This window comes from Bacillus sp. HY001 (genome assembly GCF_007558965.1).
Classification (GTDB): Bacteria; Bacillota; Bacilli; order Bacillales; family Bacillaceae_G; genus Bacillus_A; species Bacillus_A mobilis.
In genome coordinates this window covers 1-12,932 of record NZ_VLTE01000022.1, presented here as the reverse complement: position 1 = coordinate 12,932, position 12,932 = coordinate 1, and the positions used below count along the sequence as shown (strand labels likewise).

13 protein-coding genes are annotated in these 12,932 nt (G+C 38.1%); all 13 read left to right on the top strand.

Going from position 1 to position 12,932, the window contains the following annotated elements; genetic code table 11:
• The first annotated feature begins 85 nt into the window (after positions 1-85).
• The 13 genes from ftsH to lysS all read left to right on the top strand — a co-directional run bounded on the left by ftsH (position 86) and on the right by lysS (position 12,541).
• Complete coding sequence (gene ftsH, locus FOT98_RS12635) at positions 86-1,987, top strand: ATP-dependent zinc metalloprotease FtsH (RefSeq protein WP_001079662.1); 1,902 nt, start codon at positions 86-88, stop codon at positions 1,985-1,987.
• A 223-nt stretch (positions 1,988-2,210) separates the two neighbouring features.
• Positions 2,211-2,999 carry a type III pantothenate kinase gene (locus FOT98_RS12630; protein ID WP_000578367.1) on the top strand — a complete coding sequence of 263 codons (789 nt, stop codon included), beginning with the start codon at positions 2,211-2,213 and terminating at the stop codon, positions 2,997-2,999.
• 6 nt (positions 3,000-3,005) lie between these two features.
• Positions 3,006-3,881: a redox-regulated molecular chaperone HslO gene (hslO, locus tag FOT98_RS12625; RefSeq protein ID WP_061678927.1), complete on the top strand. Its 876-nt coding sequence runs from the start codon at positions 3,006-3,008 to the stop codon at positions 3,879-3,881.
• A 113-nt stretch (positions 3,882-3,994) separates the two neighbouring features.
• Positions 3,995-4,918, top strand: a complete 924-nt coding sequence (cysK, locus tag FOT98_RS12620) for a cysteine synthase A (protein WP_001261702.1) — start codon at positions 3,995-3,997, stop codon at positions 4,916-4,918.
• 220 nt (positions 4,919-5,138) lie between these two features.
• A complete protein-coding gene (gene pabB, locus FOT98_RS12615) occupies positions 5,139-6,536 on the top strand; it encodes an aminodeoxychorismate synthase component I (protein ID WP_063262633.1) in 1,398 nt (465 codons plus the stop codon).
• A 5-nt stretch (positions 6,537-6,541) separates the two neighbouring features.
• Positions 6,542-7,129, top strand: a complete 588-nt coding sequence (gene pabA, locus FOT98_RS12610) for an aminodeoxychorismate/anthranilate synthase component II (RefSeq protein WP_061678905.1) — start codon at positions 6,542-6,544, stop codon at positions 7,127-7,129.
• Positions 7,123-7,980, top strand: a complete 858-nt coding sequence (pabC, locus tag FOT98_RS12605) for an aminodeoxychorismate lyase (protein WP_063262634.1) — start codon at positions 7,123-7,125, stop codon at positions 7,978-7,980. The genes pabA and pabC overlap by 7 nt, the downstream gene beginning before the upstream one ends.
• Positions 7,970-8,830: a dihydropteroate synthase gene (folP, locus tag FOT98_RS12600; protein ID WP_063262635.1), complete on the top strand. Its 861-nt coding sequence runs from the start codon at positions 7,970-7,972 to the stop codon at positions 8,828-8,830. Before pabC ends, folP begins: the two co-directional genes overlap by 11 nt.
• Positions 8,831-9,193 carry a dihydroneopterin aldolase gene (gene folB / locus FOT98_RS12595; RefSeq protein ID WP_063262636.1) on the top strand — a complete coding sequence of 121 codons (363 nt, stop codon included), beginning with the start codon at positions 8,831-8,833 and terminating at the stop codon, positions 9,191-9,193.
• A complete protein-coding gene (folK, locus tag FOT98_RS12590) occupies positions 9,190-9,705 on the top strand; it encodes a 2-amino-4-hydroxy-6-hydroxymethyldihydropteridine diphosphokinase (protein ID WP_063262637.1) in 516 nt (171 codons plus the stop codon). The genes folB and folK overlap by 4 nt, the downstream gene beginning before the upstream one ends.
• The gene (locus FOT98_RS12585) at positions 9,657-9,860 is read left to right on the top strand and encodes a helix-turn-helix domain-containing protein (RefSeq protein ID WP_000387029.1); all 204 of its coding nucleotides are present in this window, start codon (positions 9,657-9,659) and stop codon (positions 9,858-9,860) included. Before folK ends, FOT98_RS12585 begins: the two co-directional genes overlap by 49 nt.
• Positions 9,861-9,883: 23 nt before the next feature.
• Positions 9,884-10,882, top strand: a complete 999-nt coding sequence (gene dusB, locus FOT98_RS12580; protein ID WP_000912237.1) for a tRNA dihydrouridine synthase DusB — start codon at positions 9,884-9,886, stop codon at positions 10,880-10,882.
• A gap of 159 nt (positions 10,883-11,041) precedes the next feature.
• The gene (gene lysS, locus FOT98_RS12575) at positions 11,042-12,541 is read left to right on the top strand and encodes a lysine--tRNA ligase (RefSeq protein ID WP_000369672.1); all 1,500 of its coding nucleotides are present in this window, start codon (positions 11,042-11,044) and stop codon (positions 12,539-12,541) included.
• Positions 12,542-12,932 lie beyond the last annotated feature (391 nt).

The following is a 12,932-nucleotide window of genomic DNA, read 5'->3' as shown; positions in this document are numbered from 1 at the left end:
TTAAATACAGGCGTCACAATTGTATAGGAAATTTTTTCTATGTTACGATTTACTATAGTGTTTATGCCGTGAGAGGAGGTTAGGAATGAATCGTATCTTCCGTAATACCATCTTTTATTTACTGATATTCCTAGTAGTAATTGGAATCGTGAGCTATTTTAATGGTTCGACACAAAAAACGACATCAGTTAGCTACGATAAATTCATTACTAAACTAGAAAAAGGTGAAGTGCGTAATGTGCAACTTCAACCGAAAAATGGTGTGTTTGAGGTAAAAGGACAATTTAACAACTCTAGCCAAGGAGAACAATTTGTTACTTATGCACCAAATACTGAGGAATTACAAAAGAAAATTAATGACAAAGCGCAAGGTGCTGAAGTTAAGTATCAACCAGCAGAAGAAACAAGTGCTTGGGTAACATTCTTTACTTCTATCATTCCGTTTGTTATTATCTTCATTTTATTCTTCTTCTTATTAAACCAAGCTCAGGGCGGCGGTAGCCGTGTTATGAACTTCGGGAAAAGTAAGGCGAAGTTATATAATGACGAAAAGAAAAAAGTTCGTTTCAGAGATGTTGCTGGAGCGGATGAAGAGAAACAAGAGCTTGTTGAGGTAGTTGAATTCTTGAAAGACCCTCGTAAGTTCGCTGAAGTTGGTGCCCGTATTCCGAAGGGTGTTCTATTAGTAGGACCTCCAGGTACAGGTAAAACTTTACTAGCACGTGCCGTTGCAGGTGAGGCAGGCGTTCCATTCTTCTCTATCAGTGGTTCTGATTTCGTAGAGATGTTCGTCGGTGTCGGTGCATCACGTGTACGTGATTTATTCGAAAACGCAAAGAAAAATGCTCCTTGTATCATTTTCATTGATGAAATTGATGCGGTAGGACGTCAACGTGGCGCAGGTCTTGGTGGTGGCCATGATGAGCGTGAGCAAACGTTGAACCAATTGCTTGTTGAAATGGATGGATTCGGTGCAAACGAAGGTATTATTATCATCGCTGCGACAAACCGTCCTGATATTCTTGACCCAGCATTATTACGTCCAGGTCGTTTTGACCGTCAAATTACAGTCGATCGTCCAGATGTAAATGGCCGTGAAGCTGTACTGAAAGTACATGCTCGTAATAAACCGCTTGATGAGAATATCAACTTAAGAGCAATTGCAACTCGTACGCCAGGATTCTCTGGTGCCGATCTTGAAAACTTATTAAACGAAGCTGCTTTAGTAGCTGCGCGTCAAGATAAGAAGAAAATTGATATGAGTGACATTGATGAAGCGACGGATCGTGTTATTGCAGGTCCGGCTAAGAAGAGTCGTGTTATCTCTGAAAAAGAACGTAATATCGTTGCTTTCCATGAAGCGGGCCACACTGTAATTGGTGTTGTTCTTGATGAAGCAGATGTCGTTCATAAAGTAACAATTGTCCCTCGTGGTCAAGCTGGTGGATATGCAGTAATGCTTCCGAAAGAAGATCGTTACTTCATGACAAAGCCAGAGTTACTTGATAAAATCACTGGTTTACTTGGTGGTCGAGTAGCTGAGGAGATTGTGTTTGGTGAAGTGAGTACAGGTGCTCACAACGACTTCCAACGTGCGACTGGCATTGCAAGACGTATGGTTACGGAATTCGGTATGAGTGATAAGCTTGGACCAATGCAATTTGGTAGCTCACAAGGTGGTCAAGTGTTCTTAGGAAGAGACTTCCATTCAGAACAAAACTACAGTGATGCAATTGCACATGAAATCGATGTGGAAATGCAAACGATTATGAAAGACTGTTATGCTCGCGCGAAAGAAATTCTTACTGAAAATCGTGATAAACTAGATCTTATTGCGAAAACGTTACTTGAAGTAGAAACGTTAGATGCAGAGCAAATCAATCATTTATGTGATTACGGCAGATTGCCAGAACGTCCAACATCTTCAGCTGATGTGAAAGTAAACATCAACATGAAGAAGGACGATGAAGAATCAGAAGATAAGTAAGAGATGAAGGAGTGACGATAGTCACTCCTTTTTTATTTGTGGAACGAAATGAAGTAGAAAAAGAATTTAAATAAATTTGGTATTAAAATTGAAATAGAACGTAATCTTTTTGTACAATGATGAGGATAGAAAAGCTGATTATATAAGTATGTGTGATATGATGTTTTTATAAGTTTTATACATACTGAACAAATATAGATTAAATAAGATAAGTGGTGAGAATATGATTTTTGTATTGGATGTAGGGAACACAAATGCTGTACTAGGCGTGTTTGAAGAGGGGGAACTTCGTCAACATTGGCGCATGGAAACAGATCGTCATAAGACAGAAGATGAATATGGAATGCTTGTAAAGCAGTTGCTTGAGCATGAAGGTCTTTCGTTTGAAGATGTGAAAGGTATTATCGTGTCTTCAGTCGTACCACCAATTATGTTTGCTTTAGAGCGCATGTGTGAAAAATATTTTAAAATTAAACCGCTTGTAGTAGGTCCTGGAATAAAAACGGGGCTAAATATTAAATATGAAAATCCACGTGAAGTAGGCGCGGACCGAATTGTAAATGCGGTAGCAGGAATCCACTTATATGGAAGTCCGCTTATTATTGTCGATTTTGGTACGGCTACTACATATTGTTATATTAACGAAGAAAAGCATTATATGGGTGGAGTTATTACGCCGGGAATTATGATTTCAGCAGAGGCTTTATATAGTAGAGCGGCAAAACTTCCTCGTATTGAAATTACAAAACCAAGCAGTGTTGTTGGAAAGAATACGGTAAGTGCGATGCAATCGGGTATTCTTTATGGTTATGTTGGACAAGTGGAAGGTATTGTTAAGCGTATGAAAGAGGAAGCTAAACAAGAACCGAAAGTTATTGCGACAGGTGGATTGGCGAAATTAATTTCAGAAGAATCGAATGTAATTGATGTTGTAGATCCATTTTTAACATTAAAAGGTTTGTATATGTTATACGAGCGTAATGCAAATTTACAGCATGAGAAAGGTGAATAAATGAGTATGAAAGATTATTTAGTAAAAGCGTTAGCGTTTGATGGAGAAGTGCGTGCATATAGTGTACGTACTACAAACACAGTAAGTGAGGCGCAAAGACGTCATGACACATGGAGAACAGCTTCAGCGGCACTTGGTCGTTCTTTAACTGCAGGTACAATGATGGGCGCAATGTTAAAAGGTGACCAAAAGTTAACGATTAAGGTAGAAGGTAATGGTCCGATTGGCCCCATCTTAGTAGATGCTCATGCGAATGGGGATGTACGTGGTTATGTAACGAATCCACATGTTGATTTTGAAGGAACGGAACAAGGGAAATTACGTGTATATCAAGCGGTAGGTACTGAAGGATTTGTAACAGTAATTAAAGATATTGGTATGCGTGAGCCGTTTATTGGTCAATCTCCAATTGTTTCAGGAGAATTAGGAGAAGACTTCACGTATTATTTTGCAGTTTCTGAGCAAACACCTTCTTCTGTAGGAGTTGGCGTTCTTGTAAACGGAGATGACAGCGTATTAGCGGCAGGTGGATTTATCCTTCAAATTATGCCAGGTGCACAGGAAGAAACAATTTCATTCATTGAAGATCGTTTGCAGAACATTCCTCCTGTATCAACGTTAATTGAACAAGGGCTTTCTCCAGAAGAGTTACTGTATGCAGTTCTTGGAGAAGATAAAGTAAAAGTATTAGAAACGATGGATGTTCAATTTAATTGCACATGTTCACGCGAACGTATTGAGAGTGTGTTAATTAGTTTAGGTAAAACAGAGTTAGAGCAAGTTCGTGCAGAAGAAGAAGAGACAGAAGTTCATTGTCATTTCTGTAATGAGCGATACAAGTTCTCTAAAGAAGATATTACAAATTTAATCGAGAGTTTGTAATAAGGAAATTAAGGGGATTCACCCCCTAAATAGATTGACAAACAGGGAATTTTCTGACAAAATCTAAATATAGATAAAACCAATAAAAATACTCGGTGTTAGGAGTGACAGGAATGCGAGTGGCACAATCAGTTTCAGAATTAATCGGGAAAACGCCGATCGTTAAGTTGAACCGCATCGTAGAATCAGACAGCGCAGATATATACTTAAAATTAGAATTTATGAATCCAGGGAGCAGCGTTAAAGATCGTATTGCATTAGCTATGATTGAAGATGCTGAGAAAAAAGGATTATTAAAAGAAGGCGATACAATCATTGAACCAACAAGTGGTAACACAGGAATTGGTTTAGCGATGGTAGCGGCCGCTAAAGGATATAAGGCAATTTTAGTAATGCCAGAAACAATGAGTATTGAGCGTCGTAATTTATTACGTGCTTACGGTGCGGAATTAGTATTGACTCCAGGGCCTGAAGGAATGGGTGGAGCAATTCGTCAAGCGACTGAATTAGCAAAAGAGCATGGTTACTTTATACCGCAACAGTTCAAAAATCAATCGAATCCAGAAATTCATCGTTTAACAACAGGGCCAGAAATTGTTGAACAAATGGGCGATCAATTAGATGCGTTTATTGCAGGTATTGGCACAGGTGGAACGATTACTGGTGCTGGTGAAGTACTGAAGGAAGCGTATAAAGATATTAAAATTTATGCAGTAGAACCTGCGGATTCACCAGTATTATCTGGTGGGAAACCAGGTCCACATAAAATCCAAGGAATTGGGGCGGGATTCATCCCAGAGACATTGGATGTAGAAGTATATGATGAAATTGTTCAAGTGAAAACGGAGCAAGCATTTGAATATGCAAGAAGAGTGGCTAAAGAGGAAGGTATTTTAGTTGGTATCTCTTCTGGAGCGGTTATTTATGCGGCAACAGAAATTGCGAAAAAGTTAGGTAAGGGGAAAAAGGTACTTGTTATTATCCCAAGTAACGGTGAACGTTATTTAAGTACACCACTTTATCAATTTGAGTCTTAATTATATGTGATTGAAAAAGCATCCTTGAAAAAGGATGCTTTTTCTTTTTTGATTGGAAATAGGAAAAGAGTGAATGACTAGAAAACTTCATGTAAAATAAGAGGTAGTATAATTAATTTATTTTCACTAGCCTTCGAGTATAACCGTTCTATATACATAATGAATGTAGTTTGTGGTGGTTACTTTAAGAAGGTGGGATAAAAGAAGACGGGGTGTTGATATGCAACGAAGAAAATCTTTAGCGCTTTCTATTCCATATCAGTTAGATTTCTTTAAGCAATATAAATTTCTTTCTAAGGATAAACCGCAACATATTTTGTTAGAAAGTGGACGTGGCGGTCGTTATAACATTGTGGGGTTGAACCCAGTAGCGGTAATCCGAGGGAAGGATGAAACGTTACATATAAGCGAAAGTGGTAAGGAAATAATAAAGCAAGGAAACCCATTAGATTTAATGCAGGAATATATGGAGCGATGGGAAACGGACTATAATCCGGAATACCCGCCATTTCAAGGTGGTGCGATTGGTTACTTTAGTTATGATTGCATCCGTTATATTGAAAAACTTCCTTCTCTTGCGGAGGATGACATTAATATACCTGATATATTCTTTTTATTATTTGATGATGTGTTTGTGTATGATCGAGAAGAGAAAGTATTATGGATTATTACACATTATGTAGATGAGCATGAAGAGGCAAAAGAGCGATTAAATGAGTGGAAGGTTCTTTGGGCGACAGAAGCGCCGGAAGTGACTATACCATTTGCATGCCCTGAAAAGAAAAGTGAAGCAGTTGCTTTTACAGAAGAAAGCTTTATGAAGGCGGTTGAATGTATTCAAGAATATATTGGTGCTGGTGATGTGTTTCAAGTAAACTTGTCGACGAGACAAGAAAGAACGTTACAAACACACCCGCTAGAAATTTATACAAGTCTTCGCGAAATTAATCCATCTCCATATATGGGTTACTTGGAGCTTGGAGATTTTCAAATTGTTAGTGGATCACCGGAGTTATTAATTAAGAAACAAGGAACCGAAGTAAGTACAAGACCAATTGCTGGAACGAGATCTAGAGGTGCGAATGAGCAAGAGGATGAAGTATTAGCCAGAGAATTAATTGAGAACGAAAAAGAAAGAGCAGAGCACGTCATGCTTGTAGATTTAGAACGAAATGATTTAGGGCGTGTTTGTAAATATGGCACTGTAGAAGTAGATGAATTTATGGTAATCGAGAAATACTCACATGTAATGCATATTGTTTCTAATGTGCGTGGTGAGGTGGATGAAGATAAAGATGCTTTTGATTTAGTGAAGGCTGTATTCCCTGGGGGAACAATTACTGGTGCCCCGAAAATACGTACGATGGAAATTATTGAAGAATTAGAACCTGTTCGCAGAGGGATTTATACAGGTTCAATCGGTTGGATCGGTTATTCTGGAGATACAGAATTGAATATTGTAATTAGAACACTTCTTGCTAAAGATGGAAAGGCTCATGTACAAGCAGGAGCGGGAATTGTAATTGATTCAAATCCGGAAAATGAATATAAAGAGTCGTTAAAAAAGGCGATTGCTTTATGGCGTGCAAAAGAACGTAGTGAAGAAACGGTTAGGTGAGAGAAATGATATTAATGATTGATAATTATGATTCTTTTACATTTAATTTAGTGCAGTTTCTTGGGGAACTCGGACAAGAGCTTGTTGTTAAACGTAACGATGAAGTGACTATTTCAGATATTGAGAATATGAAACCAGACTTTTTAATGATTTCACCAGGTCCGTGTAGTCCGAATGAAGCAGGTATTAGTATGGAGGTTATTCAATACTTTGCTGGGAAGATTCCGATTTTCGGGGTTTGTCTTGGGCATCAATCCATTGCACAAGTGTTCGGTGGAGAGGTTGTTCGTGCTGAGCGCTTAATGCATGGAAAAACATCGCTTATGCATCATGACGGAAAAACGATTTTTTTGGATATTCCTAATCCGTTTACTGCAACGCGCTATCATTCCCTTATCGTTAAGAAAGAGACGTTACCTGATTGCTTAGAGGTAACATCTTGGACGGAAGAAGGGGAAATTATGGCGCTCCGTCATAAAACGTTACCGATTGAAGGTGTACAGTTTCATCCGGAATCGATTATGACTTCCCATGGGAAAGAGTTGTTGCAGAATTTCATTCGTAAATACAGTCCAAGTGTGACATCATGTTAATTTACGTAAATGGTGAGTATGTAGAAGCAAATGAAGCAAGAATTTCTCCTTATGACCATGGTTATTTATATGGCCTTGGAGTTTTTGAGACATTTCGTATTTATAATGGTCATCCTTTCTTATTGGATGATCATTATGATCGTTTAATAGATGCGCTGAATACATTGCAAATTAAATGGACGATGACGAAAGATGAAGTGTTGCTTATTTTGAAGAACCTACTCGTTAAGAATGAATTAGAGCATGCGTATGTCCGTTTTAATGTATCGGCGGGTATAGATGAAATTGGATTGCAAACGGAAATGTATGAAGAGCCGTCTGTTATTGTTTTTATAAAACCTTTAGCAGCCCCGGGAGATGTAGTGGAAAAAGAAGGGGTTGTTTTAAAGCAAGTGCGAAATACACCAGAAGGTGCGTCCCGCTTGAAGTCTCATCATTACTTAAATAATATTTTAGGGAAACGTGAAATTGGAAATGTTGTGAATAAGGAAGGTATTTTCCTTACTGAAACAGGTTATGTTGCAGAGGGTATTGTTTCAAATCTCTTTTTCGTAAAAGGTAGTATTTTATATACACCTTCGTTAAAAACGGGGATTTTAAATGGTATCACTCGTGCGTTTATTATAAAGGTTGCTGAAGAGTTAGGGATAGAAGTAAAGGAAGGTTTCTTTACAAAAGATGAATTACTTTCAGCTGATGAAGTTTTCGTAACAAACTCGATTCAAGAAATTGTTCCACTTTACCATGTAGAGGGACGAGATTTCCCGGGTAAAGTAGGCATGGTTACAAAAAGGTTTATGAGTCTTTATGAAATGCAGAGAGAGAAATTGTGGAGCAGAAATGAATTGTGAAGAGGAGATGTGTAGTTTGAAGTGGGATTATGATTTGCGCTGCGGCGAATATACATTGAACTTAAATGAAAAAACCTTAATTATGGGGATTTTAAATGTAACGCCAGATTCGTTTTCCGATGGTGGGAGTTACAACGAGGTAGAGACTGCGGTGCGCCATGCGAAAGAAATGCGAGATCAAGGTGCTCATATTATTGATATCGGCGGTGAATCTACTCGTCCGGGTTTTGCTAAAGTATCAGTGGAAGAAGAAATCAAGCGAGTCGTTCCGATGATTCAGGCTGTTTCAAAAGAAGTGAAATTACCTATTTCTATCGACACGTATAAAGCTGAAGTTGCAAAGCAGGCAATAGAGGCGGGTGCTCATATTATTAATGATATTTGGGGAGCGAAGGCGGAACCAAAAATCGCTGAAGTCGCAGCTCATTACGATGTACCTATTATTTTAATGCATAATCGCGATAACATGAATTACCGCAATTTAATGGCTGATATGGTTGCTGATTTATATGACAGTATTAAAATTGCTAAAGATGCTGGTGTGCGAGATGAGAATATCATTTTAGACCCAGGCATCGGTTTTGCTAAAACACCTGAACAAAATTTAGAAGCGATGCGTAATTTAGAACAGTTAAACGTACTGGGTTACCCAGTGCTGTTAGGTACTTCAAGAAAGTCCTTTATTGGGCATGTGCTAGATTTACCAGTAGAGGAACGTCTTGAGGGAACGGGAGCTACCGTTTGTCTCGGTATTGAAAAGGGCTGTGAGTTTGTTCGTGTTCATGATGTGAAGGAAATGTCACGTATGGCTAAGATGATGGACGCGATGATTGGTAAGGGGGTAAAGTAATTGGATAAAATCTATGTTCATGATATGGAGTTTTACGGTTATCATGGTGTATTCCCAGAGGAAAATAAATTGGGCCAGAGATTTAAAGTGGACTTAACGGTGGAATTGGATCTGAAGCAGGCGGGAGAAAGTGATGACTTAGAGCATTCTGTCAATTATGGAGAACTTTTCGAATTATGTAGAAAAGTTGTTGAAGATAGAACGTATAAGCTTGTGGAGAGTATCGCTGAAAATATTGCTGCAGATATATTGAAACAATATGAGAGTATTTGCCGTTGTGCAATTAAAGTAATTAAACCAGATCCGCCGATACCTGGACATTATCGTGCTGTAGCAGTGGAAATTACGAGAGAACGTCCATGAATAATATAGCTTACATTGCATTAGGCTCAAATATCGGAGAACGTCACACGTATTTAACTGAAGCGATTCAGTTTTTAAATAAAAACCCATATATCCAAGTTAACGATGTTTCATCTGTATATGAAACAGAACCAGTTGGCTATACTGACCAAAGTTGCTTTTTAAATTTAGTTGTAAAAATTTCTACCAATTTATCACCGCAAGAGTTATTGAAAGTTACGCAAAGAGTAGAGAATGATTTAGGAAGAAAAAGGGAAATTAGGTGGGGTCCGAGGACCATCGACCTTGACATTTTGCTATATAATCAAGAAAATATTGAAGCAGAGAATCTTATTGTTCCGCATCCGCGGATGTTCGAAAGAGCTTTTGTTATCGTTCCGTTGTTAGAGATTAATCAAGATATTAAACAAAACATTTCACGTTCACAAGTAGAAGAAATGAAAAGGCGAGAGGGAGTAACGGTATGGAAGCAGAAAAATGGGGAAGACGCATTCGTGCTTTTCGAAAGCTAAAAGGCTACACGCAAGAAGGTTTTGCGAAAGAGTTAGGGGTATCTGTATCTGTTTTAGGTGAAGTTGAGAGAGGGAATCGATCGCCTTCCCAAGATTTTGTAGTGGAAGTTGCTAAGGCATTGAAGGTTTCGGTGGAGGAATTAATGCCAAAGTGACTATGAAGGAAGGAGTAAGTCGAGTGTTAAAGATCGCAAATATTGAGATGAAAAACCCGGTTGTATTAGCACCGATGGCGGGAGTGTGTAATTCTGCATTCCGTTTGACCGTAAAAGAATTTGGTGCAGGCCTAGTTTGTGCTGAAATGGTAAGTGATAAAGCGATATTGCTTAATAACAAAAGAACATTAGATATGTTATATATTGATGAAAGAGAAAAGCCGTTAAGTTTACAAATTTTCGGCGGAGAGAAAGAAACTCTTGTAGATGCTGCGAAATATGTAGATAAATATACGACAGCAGACATTATTGATATTAATATGGGGTGCCCAGTACCAAAAATCATTAAGTGTGATGCGGGAGCAAAGTGGCTTTTAGACCCGAATAAAATATATGAAATGGTAGCGGCAGTTGTAGATGCTGTTGAAAAGCCGGTTACAGTTAAGATGCGTATTGGTTGGGATGCAGATCATATTTTTGCAATTGAGAATGCGAAAGCTGTTGAGCGTGCTGGCGGACAAGCGGTAGCGGTTCATGGGCGTACACGAGTACAAATGTATGAGGGGAAAGCAGATTGGGATATTATTAAACAAGTAAAGCAAGCTGTAAATATCCCGGTTATCGGAAATGGTGATGTCGAAACGCCACAAGATGCAAAGCGTATGCTTGATGAAATTGGTGTAGATGGTGTTATGATTGGTCGCGCTGCCCTTGGGGACCCTTGGATGATTTATCGCACGGTAAAGTATTTGGAAACAGGTGAATTAATGCCGGAACCGACAGTGCGTGAGAAAATTGACGTATGTATGTTGCATCTAGATCGTCTTATCGATTTAAAGAACGAAAATGTCGCTGTAAGAGAAATGAGAAAGCATGCAGCTTGGTATTTAAAGGGTGTTCGTGGTAATGCAACTGTACGTAATGGAATCAATGCTTGTAATACGCGTGAAGACCTTGCGAATGTATTAGGTGCATTTGTAGAAGAAGTAGAAGCGAAACAACAAACAATTCACGTTGGTTAATAATAGATAGGGAAGATTGACATTCTTCTATACACTTCCTATAATTACGTGAAAGAAAGAAGAACTGCCAGCTAGTTGCTGGCAGTTTTTCTAGTTGAGTAGAAAATGCTATACTGTATATATTGTAAAAATTAATAGAGCTGGAGTGATATCAATACCATGGATAACATGAACCACGAAGAATTAAACGACCAATTGCTTGTTCGTCGTGAAAAGTTACATAACTTACGTGAGCAAGGAATCGATCCGTTCGGTAAACGATTTGAACGTACAAATGCAACAAATGACTTATTAAGCTTATATGGAGAGTTCTCTAAAGAGGAATTAGAAGAGAAAGAAATCTCTGTTTCTATCGCTGGTCGTATTATGACAAAACGCGGTAAAGGAAAAGCTGGATTTGCACATATTCAAGATTTACATGGACAAGTTCAAATTTATGTTCGTAAAGATGCTGTTGGAGATGAAGAGTACGAATTATTTAAAACAGCAGATTTAGGTGACTTAGTAGGTATTGAAGGTAAAGTATTCAAAACAAACGTTGGAGAACTTTCAGTGAAAGCAACGGGCTTTACACTATTAACGAAATCTCTTCGTCCATTACCGGATAAATATCATGGGTTAAAAGATGTTGAACAACGCTACCGTCAACGTTACTTAGATTTAATTACAAGTATGGAAAGCCGTGAAACATTCGTTACTCGTAGTAAGATCATTCGTGAAATGAGAAGATACTTAGATGACAATGGTTACCTTGAAGTGGAAACACCTATGATGCATGCAATTGCAGGTGGAGCTTCTGCGCGTCCTTTCATTACACACCATAATGCGTTAGATATGGAATTATACATGCGTATCGCAATTGAACTTCATTTAAAACGCCTTATTGTGGGTGGATTAGAAAAAGTTTATGAAATCGGTCGTGTATTCCGTAATGAGGGTGTATCAACTCGCCATAACCCAGAGTTTACAATGATTGAATTATATGAGGCGTATGCTGATTATAAAGATATTATGAAACTAACAGAAAATATGGTTGCTCATATTGCGAAGCAAGTACTAGGTACAACAACAATCCAATATGGTGATTATGAAATTAATCTAGAGCCAGAATGGACACGTCTTCATATGGTAGATGCGATTAAAGAACACTCTGGAGCAGATTTCTGGAATCCAATGAGTGTAGAAGAAGCGCGTGAACTTGCAAAAGAACATAATGTAGGTATTAAGGATACGATGGAAGTTGGTCATATTATAAACGAATTCTTCGAACAAAAAGTAGAAGATAAATTAATCCAACCAACGTTTATTTACGGTCATCCGGTAGAAATTTCGCCACTTGCGAAAAAGAATGACGAAGATCCACGATTCACAGATCGTTTCGAATTATTTATCGTTGCCCGTGAACATGCAAATGCATTCACTGAGCTAAATGATCCGATTGATCAAAAAGAACGTTTTGAAGCGCAACTAAAAGAGCGTGAACAAGGTAATGATGAAGCCCACATGATGGATGATGATTATATTGAAGCTCTTGAGTACGGTATGCCTCCTACAGGTGGACTAGGAATTGGTATTGATCGTCTTGTTATGCTATTAACGAATGCGCCATCTATTCGTGATGTATTATTATTCCCTGCTATGCGTCATAAACAAGACTAAGCTTTGGAGATTTCTCCAAAGCTTTTTTTATTTGAGTAAGAGTCACATGGGAATAGTAGTTCTTGATGGCGCAAGAAATTATATTTATATAGAAGAAATGTGCTGTTTTTATACTTTTTTACTAAGTTAAAAATTTTATTAGAAAAACTATTGCATTTTAATAATCAAACTGGTATATTTATATTCGTTGCCACGAAAGGTAACAAGCAAAACAAACGAAAAACAACTTATTGAAAAAAGTTGTTGACGAAAATATAACGAAATGTTATATTGATAAAGTCGCTTCTGAGCGACAGACAAGTTCTTTGAAAACTGAACGAAACAAACAACGTGAAACGTCAATTTTTATTTTTAGATGCTAGACAAACTAACTTTATTGGAGAGTTTGATC